19 protein-coding genes are annotated in these 19068 nt (G+C 60.8%); 3 read left to right on the top strand and 16 right to left on the bottom strand.

The window, feature by feature from the left end:
* Positions 1-3 precede the first annotated feature (3 nt).
* The 13 genes from E6C55_RS11940 to E6C55_RS12000 all read right to left on the bottom strand — a co-directional run bounded on the left by E6C55_RS11940 (position 4) and on the right by E6C55_RS12000 (position 14644).
* A complete protein-coding gene (locus E6C55_RS11940; protein WP_136370027.1) occupies positions 4-1422 on the bottom strand; it encodes a spore germination protein in 1419 nt (472 codons plus the stop codon).
* On the bottom strand, positions 1400-2506 hold the full coding sequence (locus E6C55_RS11945; RefSeq protein ID WP_136370028.1) for an endospore germination permease: 1107 nt from the start codon (positions 2504-2506) through the stop codon (positions 1400-1402). The genes E6C55_RS11940 and E6C55_RS11945 overlap by 23 nt, the downstream gene beginning before the upstream one ends.
* A gap of 449 nt (positions 2507-2955) precedes the next feature.
* Positions 2956-3972 (bottom strand): CobW family GTP-binding protein, encoded by a 1017-nt coding sequence (locus E6C55_RS11950; protein WP_136370029.1) that lies wholly within the window; start codon positions 3970-3972, stop codon positions 2956-2958.
* Between the two features lie 82 nt (positions 3973-4054).
* Positions 4055-4735 (bottom strand): SOS response-associated peptidase, encoded by a 681-nt coding sequence (locus tag E6C55_RS11955; RefSeq protein ID WP_136370030.1) that lies wholly within the window; start codon positions 4733-4735, stop codon positions 4055-4057.
* Positions 4736-4837: 102 nt separating this feature from the next.
* A complete protein-coding gene (locus tag E6C55_RS11960; protein ID WP_136370031.1) occupies positions 4838-6811 on the bottom strand; it encodes a tetratricopeptide repeat protein in 1974 nt (657 codons plus the stop codon).
* Positions 6812-6859: 48 nt separating this feature from the next.
* A complete protein-coding gene (locus tag E6C55_RS11965) occupies positions 6860-7384 on the bottom strand; it encodes an ADP-heptose synthase (RefSeq protein ID WP_136370032.1) in 525 nt (174 codons plus the stop codon).
* Between the two features lie 518 nt (positions 7385-7902).
* Positions 7903-8250, bottom strand: coding sequence for a hypothetical protein (locus E6C55_RS11970; RefSeq protein ID WP_136370033.1), 348 nt, complete (start codon positions 8248-8250; stop codon positions 7903-7905).
* A 14-nt stretch (positions 8251-8264) separates the two neighbouring features.
* Positions 8265-10613: a thiamine pyrophosphate-dependent enzyme gene (locus E6C55_RS11975; RefSeq protein WP_136370034.1), complete on the bottom strand. Its 2349-nt coding sequence runs from the start codon at positions 10611-10613 to the stop codon at positions 8265-8267.
* Positions 10614-10632: 19 nt separating this feature from the next.
* On the bottom strand, positions 10633-11640 hold the full coding sequence (locus tag E6C55_RS11980) for a 2-oxoacid:acceptor oxidoreductase family protein (protein WP_136370035.1): 1008 nt from the start codon (positions 11638-11640) through the stop codon (positions 10633-10635).
* A 255-nt stretch (positions 11641-11895) separates the two neighbouring features.
* Complete coding sequence (locus E6C55_RS11985) at positions 11896-12648, bottom strand: SDR family NAD(P)-dependent oxidoreductase (protein ID WP_136370036.1); 753 nt, start codon at positions 12646-12648, stop codon at positions 11896-11898.
* Positions 12645-13325 carry an MOSC domain-containing protein gene (locus tag E6C55_RS11990; RefSeq protein ID WP_136370037.1) on the bottom strand — a complete coding sequence of 227 codons (681 nt, stop codon included), beginning with the start codon at positions 13323-13325 and terminating at the stop codon, positions 12645-12647. Before E6C55_RS11990 ends, E6C55_RS11985 begins: the two co-directional genes overlap by 4 nt.
* Before the next feature lie 42 nt (positions 13326-13367).
* Positions 13368-13919 (bottom strand): GNAT family N-acetyltransferase, encoded by a 552-nt coding sequence (locus tag E6C55_RS11995; RefSeq protein ID WP_168735595.1) that lies wholly within the window; start codon positions 13917-13919, stop codon positions 13368-13370.
* A complete protein-coding gene (locus tag E6C55_RS12000; protein WP_136370038.1) occupies positions 13916-14644 on the bottom strand; it encodes a phosphonate ABC transporter ATP-binding protein in 729 nt (242 codons plus the stop codon). Before E6C55_RS12000 ends, E6C55_RS11995 begins: the two co-directional genes overlap by 4 nt.
* 163 nt (positions 14645-14807) lie before the next feature.
* Here E6C55_RS12000 and E6C55_RS12005 point away from each other — a divergent pair, with 163 nt between their 5' ends.
* Positions 14808-15038 (top strand): hypothetical protein, encoded by a 231-nt coding sequence (locus E6C55_RS12005; RefSeq protein ID WP_136370039.1) that lies wholly within the window; start codon positions 14808-14810, stop codon positions 15036-15038.
* Positions 15039-15135: 97 nt separating this feature from the next.
* Here E6C55_RS12005 and E6C55_RS33790 read toward each other — a convergent pair whose 3' ends face one another.
* Positions 15136-15273, bottom strand: coding sequence for a hypothetical protein (locus E6C55_RS33790; RefSeq protein WP_168735596.1), 138 nt, complete (start codon positions 15271-15273; stop codon positions 15136-15138).
* A gap of 158 nt (positions 15274-15431) precedes the next feature.
* Here E6C55_RS33790 and E6C55_RS12010 point away from each other — a divergent pair, with 158 nt between their 5' ends.
* Together E6C55_RS12010 and E6C55_RS12015 are read left to right on the top strand one after the other, a co-directional pair.
* Positions 15432-16181, top strand: a complete 750-nt coding sequence (locus tag E6C55_RS12010) for an HAD family hydrolase (protein ID WP_136370040.1) — start codon at positions 15432-15434, stop codon at positions 16179-16181.
* A gap of 161 nt (positions 16182-16342) precedes the next feature.
* Positions 16343-16642: a DUF4830 domain-containing protein gene (locus E6C55_RS12015; RefSeq protein WP_136370041.1), complete on the top strand. Its 300-nt coding sequence runs from the start codon at positions 16343-16345 to the stop codon at positions 16640-16642.
* Positions 16643-16745: 103 nt separating this feature from the next.
* On the opposite strand, the gene panB is transcribed toward E6C55_RS12015, so the two are convergent.
* Both panB and mnmH read right to left on the bottom strand, forming a co-directional pair.
* The gene (gene panB, locus E6C55_RS12020; RefSeq protein WP_136370042.1) at positions 16746-17597 is read right to left on the bottom strand and encodes a 3-methyl-2-oxobutanoate hydroxymethyltransferase; all 852 of its coding nucleotides are present in this window, start codon (positions 17595-17597) and stop codon (positions 16746-16748) included.
* 347 nt (positions 17598-17944) lie between these two features.
* The gene (gene mnmH, locus E6C55_RS12025) at positions 17945-19000 is read right to left on the bottom strand and encodes a tRNA 2-selenouridine(34) synthase MnmH (protein ID WP_136370043.1); all 1056 of its coding nucleotides are present in this window, start codon (positions 18998-19000) and stop codon (positions 17945-17947) included.
* Positions 19001-19068: the final 68 nt, after the last annotated feature.

Genomic DNA, 19068 nt, shown 5'->3' on the forward strand with positions numbered 1-19068 from the left:
GGACTACTTCCCTCCTCTTTTGCTCTTGGATCGGCGCGGTTGATACGGGCCGTTGGACAGGTTAGAGGGGAGACGGATCAGGGTGGAGAGCGCCTGCCGCAGATGGAACGGTCCGAACGGCTGCAAGTACGGCAGGCCGAAGGAGCGAATCGACGCCAGGTACGTCAGCACCGCCATCATCGAGAGGAAGAAGCCGTACATCCCGAACAGCATGCAGAACAACAGCACGAGCACCCTCATGATCGTAACCGCCCCATACAGCGATTGGTTGACGAGCGTGAAGGAAGACACGATCGTCAGCGAGACGATGACCAGCATGGTCGGAGACGTGAAGCCCGCTTCGATCGCCGCCTCGCCGACGACGACCCCGCCGACGACCGCCACCGTCTGTCCGACCGCTCTCGGCAGCCGTACGCCGGCTTCCCGGAATACCTCGAACAAGGAGAGCATAAGGAACATCTCCATCGTCGCCGATACCGGAAGTCCGACTCGCGAGAGAATGATCGTCGACAGCAGAGGGAACGGAATCTGGTCGACGTTGAACGCGGATACGGACACCCAGAAGCCGGGCAGGAAGATCGTGGCGACGAGCGCAATGACCCTGACAAGCTTCTCGACCGTCACGAAGTGGTACGGCAAGTAATTGTCCTCCGGCGACTTCAGCAGCGAGAACAGATTTACCGGGGCAATGAAGATGAGCGGAGAATTCTCCAGTAGGAAAACAACGCTGCCGTTCATCAGCGCGTCCGCGGCGGAGTCGGGTCGGCCGGCATAATCGATCAGGGGGAACAGCGAGACGGAACGGTCTCCGAGCATCTCTTCGACCTGAGCGGCTCCGTTGATTGCCTTGGTGTGGATTTTGTCCAGTCGCTTCCTCGCTTCGTCCACCCATTCGGGCTTCGTAACGCCGTCCATGTAGAGCAGAGCCATATCGATCATCATCTCGGTGCCGAGCGTGAACAGCTCCACCTTCAGCTTGGTCGTCCGAATCCGCTTGCGGATGAGGCCGAGATTGATGTGCAGCTCTTCGACGAAGCCGTCCTTCGGCCCTTTGACGGACAGCTCCGAGCTGGACTCCTCCGGCTGCCGGCCCGGCATCTTCGCAATGGAGAACGAACGGATATCGCCGTCCATGAAGAATAGCAGATGACCGGAGAACAACTGCGCAAAAACCCGCTTCCGCGCAAGCTCGCTGTCATGCCGAAGCTCGATCAGCGCATAGGCCGAGCCGATCTCCCCTCCATCCCGCAGCATAATCTGCAGTCGGGGAAGGATGCTCTCGGTCAGCAGCATCTCGTCCACGAGGCCAGTCGTATACGCAAGGCAAATTCGCCTCTCGCCCCCCACCACCTCTTGGACAATGACATCCGCGCAGTTGTGCAATTCCTCATCGAACCAATCATGCCCCGTTGCTTGTCTCATGGGAGGCGTCTCCTCTCTTCCCGAAGGCGGCGATCAGAAGCAGAAGCAGGAGCAGCGCCGCGAAGGCGCACAGCATGATGGGAGCATAGCCCGCATAGAACCGATACTCGGTGGAATCGTCGACCGGATAGATCGAGCAACCGAGGGTGAGAAGGCCGAGCGCCCCTCCGAATATCCCCCTCTTCACCCGGCTGCGAATTGCGAATAGATCCATCATTAACGCGAGCGAGCAGGACGTGCGAATATACGCGCCGGAGATCCACTGGAAGATCGCGAAGAAGTCGACATGCTCGAAGTACTTGCCGATCTGAACGATTCTCCATTGGATAAAGGCCGGATACCGCTGGATAGAAGCCTCGTACGGGCCGAACTCCGTCAGCACGCCGACGATAGGACCAAGGCTGAGAACGACAATGAAGGCCGATACGATCCAGACATGCTTTTGGGCGAAGGGCTTGTTGACGTACCCTTGGATCAGCACGAGCAGGACGAGCTCGGAGTAGCCCCCCGCCACCATAACCATCCCGTTCAGCACGGGAGACCAGCCATGTTCGAGAACCGGCAGCAGCTCGCTGTAATCCTTGCGCGGCGTGTTGGCTCCGGAGACGAAGAGGCCGAGAAGGCAGACGAATGGAAGCAGCAGGCAGGAGACATAGGCGATCACGTGGATGCCGAGCACCGCGCCCGCCGTGCATAACGTTGCGAAGATGAGCGTCGTTACGAACGTCGGCGTCCTGGGAAGATAAGTAGCCTCCCCCCATTGAATCGTATCGAGAACGGTGGAGATGACGATCATCCCGAGCAGCGCGGCGAATACGGCGAGGATCGCGTATTTGGCGGGAAGTCCGACTCTCTCCCCCAGCCATTCCGGCAATTGTCGGGTTCCGATGGATCGAAGAAGAGCGCGCAGAAGCAGAATAGCGACAGGCAAGATGGCCGCGGTCAACAGAACCGTCAGCCAGGAATCCCTTCCCGCACGGTCGAGCACCATAGGGGCGATAACCACGTGATTCATAAACCCGATGGACATAATGACCATCATAAGGCACGTCGTTCGGCCGATTCGGATCAATTGATATTCCATCTTTACCACCTCTTTCCTTACTATCCCCCGCCGCGAGCTTTGCCATTCGCCAGCGCGGTCCGGCGCGCCGCCGGCGAGCGCGGCAGCTTCGGCCGTTCGGCCGTTTGACCGCCCCCGTGGCGCTTTTTATGTGAAATTTCGTATTTGTTCGGCCCTTTGAGATGACCACCCCGGTGGCGCTTTTTATGTGAAATTTCGCATTCGTTCGGCCGGGCGCGCATGGTGCGGATTAGTTAGTATGTTGCACCCAGGTTGAAGCTTTTGTGGAGTTGTTGTGCGGATTTTCCGGATAGAGGAGGTTGGCAGCAGAGGCACTACGGCAAACAGCCCCCGCCTAACGGCGGGAGCTTGCAATCGAAGATGGCGCTTAGGTTGTGTCTGGGTTCTGTCTGAGCTCTGCCTGGGTCTGCCTGGGTTCTACTTGGGTTCTGCCCGCTGCTGCCCCCCTGCTACGCCGACACCTCGCGCAACCGTTCCAGCTTCAGCAGCAGCTCTTCCTTCGAGAAGCCCTCGCCGATGAACACCAGTACGTCGTGCACGGTTCTCTGCGGGGTGATTCTCATGAAGTCGCTCTCCTTGTAAGCGTATTGGAACAGGAAGCGGCTTGGGGTGTCGGTGAAGGTCACGATGCCTTTGGCGCGGTATACCTCGTCCGGAAGCTCCTTCAGGAACCGCTCGAACCGAATGCTGTCCAGCGGCTCGTTCAAATAATGCGTCCAGACGTGGATGTGCTCATGATCGCGGTGAACGTGCCCGTGCTCGTGTTGCGTATGCTCATGAGGAACGGATTCATGTCCGCCCCCATTCCCACTCCCATTCCCATTCCCGCTCCCGCGCGCCTCGCTGCGATTTTGCTCCGGGCCCGGCTCCCTCAGGAACGTCAGATCCGCGTCGCAGCGCACCGTCGGCAGAATCGCAGCAGACGGGTTCCACTCCCGCAGCCAGCCCGCCAGCTCCTCCAATTCCGCAGCTCCGACGAGATCGGCCTTGTTCAAAATCAGGACCGACGAGACGCGGATCTGATCCTTCATCAGCTTAAACGTCCGGCCGGAGCCGATGCGGACCCGATCGAGCAGATGCCGGGCATCCACGACCGTCATGACTCCCTTCAGCTCAAGCCGCGTATAGAGCGACGTCTCCGACACCGCATCGATGATCTCGAGCGGCTGGGCGACGCCGGTCGATTCGATCCAGACAGCGTCCGGACGATGCGCCCGAATCAGCTCAAGCAGCTCCAAGCCGACATCGGATTTGACGGAACAGCAGATGCAGCCTCCGAGCAGCTCCGCCATGGGAACCTTCTCGCCGACCGCGAAGCCGTCCAGATTGACGTCGCCCACTTCGTTCATGAGCACAGCGGACTTCAGCCCCCTGCCCTCCGCGTCTTCAATGAGCTTGCGCAGCAGGGTTGTTTTGCCGCTCCCCAGGAACCCCGTCAACAGATATACATCGACTTGCTTCTCCATCCTCTTGTCCTCTCCCTCTGTTGCATTGCATATAGGCAAAAAAAGCCCCCGCAGCGCCGATGTCGGCCGCGGAGGCTGATCTTTATCTTCTGAGCGCCGCATACGCCGGACGGATCGGTTCCGCGCAATCCGGAACCTCCAGCGAGACATCGTTTATGTAGCCTCCCACCGGGAATGCTTCCAGCTCGGCCGTGGGCAGTTCCCGAATGACGGGATACACCTTCCGGTATTCGCGGACATCCTCGCTCAGCCATGCGTCGATGCCGTCCTCGTCCAAGAGTGCCGGCATCCGCTGCGCGTACGACTCGACAACTCCGGCTGCGGGCGTCGTCAGCATCGTGAACGCCTTGATCGCTCCGCCGTCCACGCGCGGCCAGATCTCGTAGAATCCGGGCACGGCGAACGTCCGCTTATCCCGGAAAACAATCCGCATCGGCTGAAGAACCTTTTTGTCGGCTCGCCATCCGTAGAAGCCGCAGCAGGGAATGACGCACCGCTGCTTGTTGACGATTCGGCGGTAGATCAGCCGTTCGCCGATCGCGCTCGCATCCGCGTTGATGCCGTCCTTCGACCAGTACGGCATGAAGCCCCACCGGAAGCTGTCCAGAACCCGCTCCTTGCCGTATTCGTACACAATGGAGCCATCCTGGGTAGGAGACAGGTTATACTTGGGCCGGTACGACACGGACGCATCGACCGTATCGATCCGGAATTGCTCGATCAGCTCGGGCAACCTTGCGGTTAGAGAATATCGCTGACACATGGGGAGCACCGCCTTCTGCTAGTCTCTCCCCAGTATCTGCTATTTGTGGAATGCTATTCGCGCAAATTGCTTGCCCGCTCCTAATTCATCTGGATCAGTTCCTCACATGAGATAACGGCCGGAGCCGCCGTCGCCGGCATAACGCTCCATCACCCGTTCCCGCATCTCGTCGTCGAAGCCGTCCAGCTCGTCGAGCAGCGACAGCGGGTCATCTTCCGGCCGTTCGGCGGCGGAGTACAGCAGCCATTCCGACAGGTCGGCGGCCGCTCGCAACCGGTCGAACCGATGGTGATAATAGAGCGATGCCCGCTCCAGGTACAGCCGGGCGCGGAACGGCTCCAGCTCGATCGCCCGGTCCATCGCGCGAATCGCTTCGTCATATTGCCGAAGGTTCGAATGGATCGCTGCCAGATGGAGCATTCCCTGCTCATCGTCCGGAACGAGCCGCGCGTAGTGCCGCGCTTCCGTGAGCGCCGCTTCGTACTCGCCGAGCTCCCAATGCAGGCAGCTCAGCATCCAGATCAACCGGGCATGGTCGGGCACGAGCGCCAGGCCGGCCCGGCAATCCTCGATCGCGGCCGCATACTTCCCCGCGTTCATCCGCGCGATCGCTCTTCTCTCGTACAGGCGCGGATTGTCGCTCTCGAGCCGGATCGCCCGCTCGTATTCCTCCTCGGCAAGCGCATGGTTGTTCATGCCCGAGTACAGCTCGGCAAGCGCATAAGCCGTCTTGCTGTCCTCCTGCAGAGCCGGCTCGAGCTTCATCGCCTCCTGGACGTCCAGCATGGCCGCTTCGTAGCGGCGGTCCATGTAGCGGGAGAAGCTCCGCCTCATGTAATAATCCGCGCTGCCGTCAAGGGAGATCGCCTTCGTGTACGCCTCGTCCGCTTCCCCGTATTGCTCCGCGTCGATGAACAGCTCCGCCCGCTGCTTCCAGTTCAGCGGATCGCCCGGCTCCTCCTGCGTCAGAGCCAGGCTCATGCGCAGGGCGGCCTCCGGCTGGCCGGAATCCCGCAGCACATCGACGAGCCAATAGCGGACAACCGAATGTCCGGGGTGGCGCTTCAGCGTCTCGTTCAGAGCGCTGACCGCCGCGTCCCAACGCTCCAGGCGGCGGTAGGTCAGAATGAGCTCCATCCGCGAAGAGAAGCTGTCCGGGTTGGCCTCGACCAGCTCGCAAAGCTTCGCGATCGCCTCTTCCTCCCGCCCCGACTGGCGGAGCAGCACCCCTTGACGAAGCAGCAGCAGCTCTTCGCCGGGATACTCCTTGAGGCCGGCTTCGATCGTCTCGAGAGCTTCGCTCATCATCCCCGCCTTCTCGAGCAACTGCGATTCCTTCATGCGGAAGCCGTATTCCGCATCGGCAATCGCCATCAAGGTCCGAATCGCGGCGTCCGAGTAACCGGTTCTCTCCAGCAGGAAGGCCGCTCCCCGGTCTTGGCTCAGGCGCAGTCGGCTCTGCTCCCGCACCGCCTTGCGCAGCTCGGCGATCGCCTCGGCTTCGCGCCCTGCCGCCTCCAGCGCTTCCGCATAGCGGAACCGATGCAGCGGAATGACAAACTTCTCCTGCGCAACGACTCGCTCCAGCAGACGAACGGCCCGGTCGACCTGCTCCAGCCGCAGGCAGATGCACGCCAGCTCGTAGCCCATCGAAGCGCGCGCCTCTTCCCCGCACCGCTCCAGCGCCCGCTCCATGCTCTCCGCAGCCGCTTCGTATTCCCTCAGATTGCTGAGGGAGATCGCTCTCGTATACCAATAAATCGCAGCTTCCGGCTCCTGGCGAATCGCCTCGTCCAGATCGCGAATCGCTTCCCTCTCGCGGCCGATATCGTTGTAAGCGAGAGCCCGCTTCAGCAAGGCGCCCGGCCGGTTGGCCGAAGCGATCGCCGCTCCCAGAATCCGGATCGCCTCCGCCGCGCGATCCCGTTCGATAAGCAGATCGGCGTAATCGAGCCGATCATGCTCCGTCATTCGCCGCTCGCCGATCCGGCCGTACCAAGCAAGGGATTGCTCCGGCTTCCCGTGCTTGCGCAGTCTGGCCGCCATCCAGCGAGCCCAGGCGGCTCCGAGCCTCATTCAATCCCTCCTAGCGAGAGAAGCTGCCGGCTCCAGCCGGCAGCTTCCTCATTGCGAATAGCCGTCAGAAGACGGAACATCTTCCTCCAGCGCGAACTCGTAGTCGTCGATGTCGTAGAGCAGCACCGGAACGCTGCTCTGGATCGCCTTGTCCTGGAACTCGATCTGATCGGTCAGAATCGGGCATTGCAGGCGCAGCGAAGTCAGAATCAGCTCCGTCTCGATCGGATCGAATACTTCGCCGTACTGCATGTTCTCCACGGCGTTCACGATGACGAACGTCACGTGCTCGTTGATCGGCAACGGCGGGCTCTCACGCCACGGCGCCAGCAGCGCCCGTTCCAGCTTCTTCTTATTAAACGGATCTTCGAAGAACTGAATCATCTCCGCCACCTTGGCCTTCACGTGCCGGTCGTCATCCGGCTCCGGCATGATCGGCTCCGGGCTGTCCTTCATATCGTACAACTCCATGATCGTGGAGTAAGGAATCCTGTATTCGACAGGACGTTTCGGCAGAAGCAGTTGGCCGTAAGTGGCGATCATGACCGCCTCGATGACAAAACGTCGTTCCATATGATTTGTTCCCTCCCGGTGACATCTCGCACAATCCTTGCTTGCGTCGACTCCCATTATAGCACAAATACAAGGAACGTGATGACGGGCATTTCACCGAGAAGAGAAACAAAATATAGGGAGCCCGCCGCACAGCAAAAACCGTCAAGGGAAATCGCGAGTCACCCCCGACGGTCCTTTGGATTGTTGAGGAGAAGCGGCATGCCAGGGCATGGCCGATGCCTTTGGCGGTTTTATCCGATGCGGTTGACGGTTTTATGTGAAAAACCGCATTGGTGCAGCTCGGCAACGGGCATTTTAGGCGATTCAATGTGAAAAATCACATTCGTGGAGGAATTTTCGGCCAGAGGGGCCGGATGTATGCGAAAAATCACATAAAACGTCCCGATTCCCTCCCCATCCGCACCGACGAATGTGAAAATTCATATAAAATTCGCAAGCCAACGGCTTCGGCGGCATCCGGATCATCCCGATCAACCTTCCGGCCGCATCAGTTCAACCTTCCGACCCGCTCCCGATCAACCCTCCGGCCGAGCGGTCACCTGACCGTCCTGCAAGTACGCCCGCAGCGACGGATCGTTGCGCAGCTTGACGTTGCCGAGCTTCGCCTCCTGCTCCGACAGCAGCGTGAACTTCCAGCGGCCCAGATCCCGCACCTGCTCCCATTCCGCCGCGTGCCGCTCCTTGACGATCGCCTCCGGGGAGAGCGCCCGGAAGCGCCCCGATCCCATCAACGCGTCGAAGCGCTTCTCCTCGCCCGGCTCCTCGTCCCAGAGCAGAAGACCGTAGAACGGCAGGCCATGGGCGTTCGTCTGCATGCCCGCGAGCAGCTCGCCGTTCACTGAATGCCTAAGCGCGTAGGGCACATTCGCTCACCGCCTCACAGATAAGGATGCTCATGCTTTGCCTTGAGCACCGTCCACCGCCGCTCGATCTCGCTCTCGAATTCGCGCAGCGTCGCCTCGTTCTCGGGTTTGGACAGGTGCCTCGTCTTTCCCATCATTTTCAGCCAATCGATGACCTGGACCTTCTTGCCCTTCTCCTCCGGGTTGTACGTGATCGCCGTGACGCCCCGCTCCACCTCGTACAGAGGGAAGAAGCACGAATTGACCGCCTGGTCGATAATCGTCGAGCCGTCCTGGTCCTCCGACAGCCAGTTGAGCGGACAGGTGATCAGAATCTTGCCGTACACAAGCCCTTCGTTCTGCGCATACCATTGCGCCTTGGCCGCCTTGCGCACCAGGTCGATCGGATACGCCTCGCTTCCCGTGAATACGTAAGGAATGTTCGTGGCCGCCATGATCTGCGCCGTGTCCTTGTGGTGGAACACCTTGCCCGCCTGCTGCTTGCCGACGTTCGACGTCGACGTCCGATGCCCGAGCGGCGTCGAATACGACAACTGCGCTCCCGTGTTCATGTAGCCTTCGTTGTCATACTCCAGAATGATCATCTTGTGGCCCCGCAGCGCCGCCCCGATCGCCGGTCCCATGCCGATGTCCATGCCGCCGTCGCCCGTGATCATGACGAACGTGAAGTCGTCCTTCAGCCCCAGGTGGTCGAGCTCGCCGCGCCGCTTGCGCTCATGGAACATCTCGACGACGCCCGACAGCGTGGCCGCCCCGTTCTGGAACAGGTTGTGGATGTACGTCGCCTTGTGCGCGGAGTACGGATAGCCGGTCGTGACGACCATGGCGCAGCCGGTGTGGAAGAGCGCGACCATGTCCCCCTCGATGCCCTTGAAGAACAGCTCCAATCCGGAGAAAATCCCGCAGCCCGGACAGGCCCCGTGCCCCGGAGCGATCCGCTTCGGCTTCTTGGTGAGATTGCGCAGCGGCGGCACGCGGACGTTCAGCTTGCCGCTCGCCTCGTCGGGGGTTACGGTGATCAGGCCGGTCTTCAGCTCCTCGAACTTCATCGGCTCCAGCACCCGCTTCGGCGCCTTGGCCGGATCGCCCGGCGTATGTCCGTGGTAATCGAACGGCTTGACGACTCGTGCCGCATCTGCCGCTGTACCCGGAGTCGCTGTTCCCGAACCGCTCCCCGCCGCCGCGATCGCCGCCTCGAACAGCTTCAGCCCGTCCTCCGCGTAGAAGTCTTTGCCTCCAAGTCCGTAGATGCGGCTTACGACCTTCGTCGTATGGTTCTCGTACGTCTGCAGCGCCGCCTTCACCTCAAGCGTCATGTTGCCGCCGTGTCCGCCGTACGAGTCGGCCCGGTCGCCGACCGTCACCGCCTTCACCCCGCGCAGCGCGTCCGCGAGCTGCCGGGCCGGGAACGGGCGAATGATGTTCGGCGAGATCGCCCCCGCCTTCACGCCCTGCTCCCGGAGCTGGTCGACGACGTCCTTGACGATCTCCGCCGACGAGTTCAGCAGGAACACCGCAACTTCGGCGTCGTCCATCCGATACAGGTCGAGAATCGGGTAATCGCGTCCGGTCAGCTCCGCGTATTCCCGGCGAATGCGGTCGTACACCGCTTCCGCCCGGTACATCGCCATCGACTGCTGGTAGCAGTTGTTGATGTAATCCGGCTCGTTCATGTACGGGCCGACCGTAATCGGATTGTCGCGGTCGAGCACGTGCGCGAACCCTTCCGGCGGCTTCTCGCCGACGAACGCCTGCACGTCCTCGCGGTTCGCGAACGTCATGACGCGGCGCTTCTGGTGGCTCGTGAAGTAGCCGTCCGAGGCAACGAGCACCGGAAGCCGCACCTCGGGGTCCTCCGCCAGCTTCAGCGCGAGGATGTTCATGTCGTACACCGCCTGCGGGTCGCGGCACAGCACGATCGGCCAGCCGGTGTTGAGCGCGAAGTACAGGTCCGAATGGTCGCCGTGAATGTCGAGCGGACCGGACACGGAGCGGCAGACGAGGTTCATGACCATCGGGAAGCGCGTCCCCGACTGGACGGGCATCTGCTCGAGCATGTACAGATAGCCGTTCGCGCTCGTTGCGTTGAAGACGCGCCCGCCCGCCGTCGAGGCGCCGTAGCAGACGCCGGCGGAGCCGTGCTCCCCGTCCGCCGGGATCAGCACGATGTCGTGCTGGCCGTTCGCCTTCATCAGATCGAGGAATTGGGCCACTTCGGTCGAAGGCGATATGGGAAAATACCCCATGATATGATAGTTGATCTGGTGCGCGGCGTAAGCGGCCATCTCGTTGCCGGATTCGTAGACGACTCGTTGCTCGACCTTGCCCTTGGGGGCGGCCGTCTTGCTCATGTCAATCGCCATGGAATGCTCCCCCCCTTCCTCAAGAGATCGCGAGATTGAAGCGGTGCGGAACGCGGCTGCCGTCGGCATAGCCCTCAACCTCGAACTCTCCGGAGAGCGCGGAGGTCGGACACGCCTGAACGCACTTCAGGCAGCCCTTGCAGTATTGGTAGTCGATGCCCTGCAGGAACATCTGCGGCCGCCCCTTCTTGTCGGGCTGCTCCTCCCAGACGAAGCAGAAGTCCGGGCAGACGTTGTCGCAGGCCGCGCAGTGGATGCACTTGTCGTCCGCGAAGTGCGGCAGGCGCCCGGCCCGCGAGATGCTGAGGTCCTTCAGGATGCTGTTGCCGGGATTCGTGATGACCCCGCCGAGCGGCTGCGTCTCGTAGCCGAGCACGGGGGTGTCCATACGCACGAAGCCGGGCATCTCCTCGCCCTCCGGCAAGGCGAACGATTGGATCGCGACCTCGTCGTAGCCGCGCTGGAACGTGCTTAGGGCCGGCTGGACGGAAGCGGGGTACTTCTTCTCGAGCGACTTGCGCACGACGCCCTTCATGAACTCCGGGTCGAGGAAGCCGCACAGCCGGAACAGGCCGCCGAGCATCGCCATGTTGACGCGGTTATGCTCGAACAGCGCGATGCCGGTCGCGTCGACGACAGCGATCGTGCCGCTCTTCAGCTTCAATTGATCCTTGAGCTCTTCGGGAGACTTCCTGGAGTTCACCAGGACGATGCTGTCCTCGTACATGCCGGAGATGACGTTGACGGTGCGGGATAAATTCTCGTGGAAAATTCCGATGACATGAGGCCGTTCGACGGGTGAGGTGTCGCGAATCCGGGTGTCCGGGTCGCAGAAGCGGATGTGCGCCTTGACCGGCGAGCCCTTCTTCTCGGAGCCGTACGAGCTGAAGCTGACTCCGTTCAGAGAAGCGCCCATGACGCCCGCTTCCGCGAGCATCTTGCCGGCGAGATTCGCCCCGAGTCCGCCTATCGATTCAAGGCGAATCTCGAAAAAACCGAGTTCATTCGTTCTGGGCAGCGATGACATAAGCCTTCGATTCCCCCTTCTTATGGTTGTTGCCGACAACGCAAGAAGTGAATGACGCACCGGGTGCAGTGGCTGATGAAGCTGTTTAAGAGACAATTCGCTATCGCTCATCTTAATTCCTGCCGACCGTGACGAATTTTGGTAAACGCTTGCAAAAAAAGGAGCCGACGGCGGCAATTCCGCCGCTGCGCCGCGGTTGCCGCCCTTCTGCTCCTATTGTATGTAGCAACCTCTCTGCGATTGCATAGGTCCTGTCTATTCCTCGTAGATCATCTTCCGGGTCATGCCGCCGTCCACCGTCAGGTTGATGCCGGTGACGAAGTCGTTGTCCGGATCGGTCAGATAGAAGCAGGCGCGCGCGATATCCGCCGTCCGTCCGACGCGGCCCGCCGGATGCTGGGCATGGTCCTCGGGACGCAGCTCGCCGAACTTGCCGTTGTCGATCCAGCCGGGGCTTATCGCGTTCACGCGAATGCGGTCCGCGCCGAGCGACAGCGCAAGCGCGTGAGTGATCGCCACAATCCCGCCCTTGGAGGCGGCATACGCCTCCGAGTTCGGCTCGGACTGCGCCGCCCGCGTCGACGCGATGTTCACGATCGCCCCGCCCTGCGCTTGCCGCTTCATGACCTTGGCCGCTTCGCGGGAGCACAGGAACGTGCCGCGAAGGTTGACGTTCAGCACGGCATCCCATTCGTCGACCGACAGCTCGAGCGGCGGCTTCCAGATGCCGAAGCCCGCGTTGTTGATCAGAATGTCGATGCGGCCGAACGTCCGCACGGCCGCCTCCATAATCAGCCCGGCGGCCTCGGGCTGCGCCAGGTCGGCCGGGAAGAAGCTCGCGCTCCCTCCGGCCTCGTTCAGCTCGCGGGCGAGAGCCTCCCCGGCTTCGCCGGACAGATCGGTGAGCAGCACGGCGGCTCCCCGCCCGGCATACGCCCGCGCCAGATCGCGGCCGATCCCGCCGGCGGCCCCGGTCAGGACAACCGTCTTCCCCTCGAACCCCGTCATTCCGCTTCCCCCTCCAGCCTGGCGAGCCGCTTCGCGAACGTTCCTCGCCAGGAGTCCGAGAGCGCGCCCAGCCCGAGCATTTTCCTTATGCCGCTCTTATCCGCCCGGTCCTTGTGCATGATCCGGTTCGCCTCGGTCACGGAGATGCCTGCGGGATGCCGCTCCACCAGCTCGAACTCGCCCGTGCGGACAACCCCCGGCTCGATCACACGGAAGTAGAAGCCGGTCGCCCCCCGCTCCGTCACAAGCGCCGGCAGCTCGTCCATCCCCCACTTCATCGCCAGCTTCCAGCAAGGCTGCCTTGGCTGGCTCACCTGAACAACCGCATCGCCGATCCGATAGACGTCTCCGATATGCACGTCGTCCTCGGACAATCCTGCGACGGTGAAGTTCTCCCCGAACGCTCCGATCGGCAGCCGCCGGCCGAGCACACTCTCCCAATGGGGATAGTGAATCAGGCTGTATACGCACACCGCCTTGTCCGGTCCTCCGTGGTTGACGAGATCCGCCTGCTCGTCTCCTTCGAAGCCTTCGGGCGCAAGCGCGAGAACCTCCCCGGCAGGAGCCTTCCAGATGCCCGAGCGGGCTTCCTTGCCCTTGAAGCTGGACACCTTCGCCTTGCCCGTGTTGATGGAGACGAGACGATCGCCTTCGTTTGCCCTGCTCCTTCCGTCCACTCCGTTCCCTCCGTTCTGCCTTGCCTCCGTCGCCGGGTTCCGTCACGCCCCGAAGTCGAGGCGCATGTCGTGCCAGCGAACGCCTCCGTGTTCGGCATGGACAAGCCCCGTCGCCCGGAAGCCGCGCGCTTCGTACCAGGGCACGAGCTCGCGCTGGCTCATGAGCATCACCGCCGCGAGCCCTGCGGCCTTCGCCGCCGACACAACCCCGTCGAGCAGCCGCGTCGCAAGCCCCTGCCCCCGGCGATCCGGGTGCGCCGCAACCGACAGAATGCACAGCTTGCGGCCATCCGTTCGTCCGCCGTGGCTCCGCTTGATGCCGACATCTGCGCAATCCCGCGCATCCGTGCGCACGCCGCAGACGAGGCCGACCAGCCGGTCCCCTTCCCACGCTCCCAGGAAGAAGCCGGGGAACGTCGCCTGGCGATAACGGAACGCTTCCAGCGTCGCGGCCTGATCGGCCGGATAGCAGAGGCTCTCGAGCTCATGCGCTTCCGCTATCCGCTCCGCCGGAATCGGACGGATCGCGGCGTTATTGAAGGTATCGGCGTTATCGGCGTTATCGGCGCCAAGACTCCCGGTATCCCGGCTCAAGACAATCTCGCCTTCTCGGCGCCGGTCAGCCTGCGGCCGCGCACCTTCAGCTCGATCTGCCCGTCCTTCAGCCCCCAGATCTCGTCCGCGAACTTCTCCGCCAGCTCGAGGCGGTGCATCGCGACGACGATCGTTGTCCGCTTCTCCTTGCAGATCTTCTTCAGCCTGTCCATGATATCTTCCTGGGAATGTGGATCGAGGCCCGATACCGGCTCGTCGGCGAAGAGCAGCTCGGCGCCGTGCGCGATCGCCCGGGCGATCGCGACTCTCTGGCGCTCGCCGCCGCTCAGCTTCTCCGCATGCTGATGCGCCCTGTCGATAAGACCGACGGATTCCAACGTCTCCATCGCGCCCATATAGTCGTCGTTGCGGACCATGCCCGTCACGCGGCGGAACCACGGCACTTGGCCGATCGCTCCGATCAGAACGTTCTTCAGCGCCGTCTTCTTCTCATAGAGAATCGGCTTCTGCTCCAGATAAGCCATCTTCCGGCGCGCCTTCCACTTCGCGAGCATGCCCGCCTTGAGCAGATTCTGGCCGTCGAACAAGTATTCTCCCCCGCTCCACGGGTCCTTGAGGGCGAGACACTTCAGCAGCGTCGACTTCCCGCTGCCGCTTGGGCCGACGACGGCGATGAACGCCCCGGCCTCAAGCTGTCCTCGAATGTCCTTCAGCACAACTTTGCCTTGGGGCAGCTTGCGGGTCAAGCCAGCTATCGTAATCATCGATTATGGGTGCTCCTTCTGAATGACGAATAGAATTTCGTAAATTTACGCAATAAATATAGTTTATTGTATTCCGGAACACCTTTCCATACGAACGGATGTTTGCTATAATGAGAACAAGAACAATTGTTCTTATATCATCTGCCAGAGAGGTGGATTTGGGATGGTTAACTGCGAACACTTCCGCTACGTGGAACCTTCGAGAGGAAGCCGCCCGTCACGAGATCTTACGTTCAAATTTTACGCCGACGGGAAGCTTATCATTGTCGATAACGATACCGGGCACACGATAAACCCTCGCGAGCTGCGCGGGGGAAGCTACGACTTCTATGTGCGGCAGCGGATTGCGTTCATTCGGCGGGATCTGAACGCCAAGCGCGCCAAGTACGCGTAACAAGGTACAAGCGACCCTGCATGTTTGTCGTCAACAGGACCAGGGAGCTGCGATGACCAGGACGAGAACAAGGGTTCTCGTCCGTATTCGCGTGCAATTACGGCAAGTTCTTGTTGATCTTGTTCAGGCTTGGCGGGTAACGGGACATCTTGTCCAGACGAAGCGCTCTCGCTTCTTCCTTCATCCGCGAGGCGTTCTGCTGGTCGTCGATTTTGGAGCTGCCGTTTCTTGGCATCGGCTGCCGCTCACCTCCTGACCGGTTGGATCGCCGGAACGACCCTTCGCCCTTTATCGGGGCATTCTTCCATTTTGCCACTTTGCCCGCATTTACAAACTCCCCCCTCGTCGCCATAATGGAAGTATTGTCTTGGAATCCTTGAAGGAGCATGAAGAATGAAGCAGACTCTCTTGTTCGATCTGGACGACACCCTTATTTATTGCAACAAGTACTTCCATCTGACGCTGGAGCAATTCGCCGACACGATGATGGACTGGTTCTCCTCTTATTCTCCGGCGCGTGGAGAATTCCTGACCAAGCATACCGAGATCGATATTGCCGGGGTCAAGGTTCTCGGCTTCCTCAGCGAACACTTCCCGCAATCGTTCGTCGATACGTATCTCTTCTTCTGCGAACGCTACGGCCGCAGCCCGGACGAGAAGGAGAAGAAGCTGCTCTGGGAGATCGGAATCAGCGTCTACGAGCATGAGGCCGAGCCCTACCCGCACATGGACGCCACGCTCACCTTCCTGCGCGAGAGCGGCCATGAGCTGCATCTGTATACGGGCGGCGATCCGGTTATCCAGAAGCGCAAGATCGAGCGGCTGCAGCTTGAGCGGTACTTCGACGACCGCATCTATGTGCGCATGCACAAGAACACCGAGGCGCTGAAGGGAATTCTAACGGACGGCGCGTTCGATTCCGGCCGCACGTGGATGATCGGCAACTCGATCCGAACCGATGTCGTGCCCGCCCTCGAATGCGGCCTTAACGCCATCTACATGAAGCGCGACCAGGAATGGATGTTCAACATGATCCCGATCGACGCCGCGCCGCAGGGAGCGTTCCTGACGCTGTCCGATCTCTCGGAGGTGCCTCCCGCCATCGAAGATTACCTTGCAGGCGGGAGGAAATCCGGCGTCTGATGCCGGTGACGGGTTCCGTTGCGAGATGTCTTCCGAGGTGCAGAAGGTTTAAATGACATTGCGTTGACGTGCGGATTCGCACGTCTTTTTCTATGCCCTGGGAGAATGGTCGAAGCTGCAACCTTCATGCAGATTTTTACGTCTCGTCTCTATAATGGAAAATGAAGGGGTGGATTTGGCATGTTGAGGACAAGATCGGCAAGGCAAAGCTGGAGACCAAAAGCGCGGACCCAAGCATCGCAGCTATTGTGGATTTGAAGCCGTACGCGAATGAAGAGATTTATATTACAACCTACTTGCTCAAAGAAAAACAAAAAACAGGAAAGCAAATATACGCGGTCATTTATCAAGTCGATGAAGATATTGTTGGCGGATACGGACATTTGGAAGACTGGTTGCCTGGCGTTTTCTCTTTAAAGGATAAAGAACGGTTAATCGGCGAAGGAACCATAACTAAATAGCGCAACAGAGGCGTTAACTAAGCGACAAAACGAAAGAGAGTACCCACAGATGTGATGGATACTCTCTTTTTGCTTCGTTACGGCGAGGCGACCCTGCGTCCGTTCAGGATTGGCCGTACAATGCCTTCACGCTGTCTTGCCCGGCATGGAAGACGTGCTCTTCGGCCGGGAACGCCCGTGTCCTGACTTCATCGGCATACCTCGCGATGCTGTCCCGGATCAGGCTCCCGACGTCCGCATAGGTCTTGACGAACTTCTTCCCGCGATAGTCCGGGGAATAACGAACCAGGTCGTGGTAGACGAGCAGTTGGCCGTCGCAGCTTCGGCCCGCTCCGATGCCGATGATCGGAATCGCGACCTCGCGCGCAATACGCTCCGCCGCCTCCTCGGTCATAAGCTCGACCACGATCGCGAATACTCCCGCGCGTTCCAGCGCTTTCGCGTCGTCCAGCAGACGGCGGACGCTCTGCGGGTCCTTGCCTTGGATCTTATAGCCGCCAAGCTGGTGAATCGATTGCGGAGTGAGGCCGATATGCCCCAGAACGGGCACCCCCGCCTGAACGATCCGTTTGACGGTGCGCTCGATCTCTTGGCCGCCTTCCATCTTCACCGCGTGGGCATGCCCTTCCTGCATGAGACGGCGCACATGGCGAAGCGTCTCGTCGAGGCTGCCGTGATACGTCATGAACGGCATGTCGGCGACGCGGAACGTATGCATCGCACCGCGGGCGACCGCCCGGGCATGGTAAACGATGTCGTCGAGCGTTACCGGAATCGTGGACTCGTAGTTCAGAATGACGTTCCCGAGCGAATCGCCGACAAGAACAATGTCCACGCCGGCTTCCTCGGCCAGCCGGGCGGAAGGATAATCATAGGCGGTCGTCATGACAATGGGTTGTCCGTTCGACTTCATCTCTCTCAACTTGTGAATCGTCAGAGGCTTGGGGGTTGGCATGGTCGCGAACCTTCCTTTCTGAATGGGTTGATCATCAAAATCAGAAGTTCGCAACGCTTCTCAAGTCTCGGTCCTCTCGGATCAGAGCAATGCCCAATGCGTTCACCTCCATCGATATTCCGTTCTCCACACATTCCGTTCTCCACACAAGTGCCAGGAGTGCCATTCGGCCGCCCGATACGGCCTCCCACTCGAGTATGCCAGATGGGGACTTTCTTCCGCAACCCATTTTCCCCCTTGGCCTCTGCACTCCCTCGATCCAACGATCCATCGTTGAAGAGACCCATGCACGTCCGCATGGGCCTGGCTTCAATCCGTATGACCGTATGTCTTGGCGACTGGCCCGTTTAAGACCGTACCATCGGAACGTTCGATGGATGGTTGATCCATGCCTCTAGCTGTTCGGCCGCGTCCGGGATCGAACTCGCCCGGATCGTTGCCTCCTCGCCGGAGGAGCGCCCGCCGGAGCTGTGCTCGTAACGGGGGTCGTAGTAATGCGTCAGCAACAGCTCGATTGCCCGCTCGTACTTCTCTTCCTTAAGCGAAGCGTCGATCTCGGCCGCAATCGGCGTGTGGATCTGGCCTTTGATGACGCGGAATGCCGCCAGGCACTCCTCCTGATGCTCGCCCGGCCGATAGTCTTCGATCAGGTTGCGCACTCTTACCTCGAGCGGCAATTCGATCCAGACCGTCTTCGCCTCTTCCCGCTTCCGAACCATAAGCTCCGGCTGGACGACCTTGCCGATTCGTTTGCCCTCGGCTTCGAACAGCACGTAAGGGGCGTCCCGCAGCAGCCGAAGCCGCTCGAAGAGCAGCGCATCGAACTTCTTCTGATTGCTCGCCGTCCTCCCGATGCCGCCGAAGATGGAGCCGCGATGTCCGGCCATCCCTTCAAGATCCAGCACGGGCGCTCCGCGCTGCGCCAGAAGCTGCAGAATCGCGGTTTTGCCCGTTCCCGTCAATCCGTTCAGCACATACGCCGGCGGCTCGAAGGTCATCGACGCCAGGCTCTCCAGCACCCAGCTCCGATACGCCCGGTAGCCCCCGGCGAGACGATAGACGTGAATGTCCATCAAGGAGAGCAGCGTCGCCGTCGTCCGGCTCCGCATGCCGCCCCGCCAGCAGAAAACAGCCTTCTTCCCCGATATGGACCCGATCTGCCGAATGAACGACGGCAGCTTCGCGGAGACGATCTCAAGCCCCCGCTCCTTCGCCGCCTGCACGCCGACTTGCTTGTACAGCGTGCCGACCTCAGCCCTCTCCTCGTTGTCGAAGAGCGGAACGTTGACGCTGTCCGGGATCGTCGCTTCCGCGAATTCTCCGGGAGAGCGAACGTCGATCGTCGTAATTCCTTTGGCCAGCCGCAGTTCGGCCCATTCTTCTATGGTGATGTCCTGGAACATGCTCTCTTCCTCTCTGATCGTGCTCTCCGCGCCGCCTATCCATCCTGCCTATCCGCGCCGCCTTCCCG

The organism is Cohnella fermenti (assembly GCF_004801405.1).
Taxonomy (GTDB): Bacteria; Bacillota; Bacilli; order Paenibacillales; family Paenibacillaceae; genus Cohnella; species Cohnella fermenti.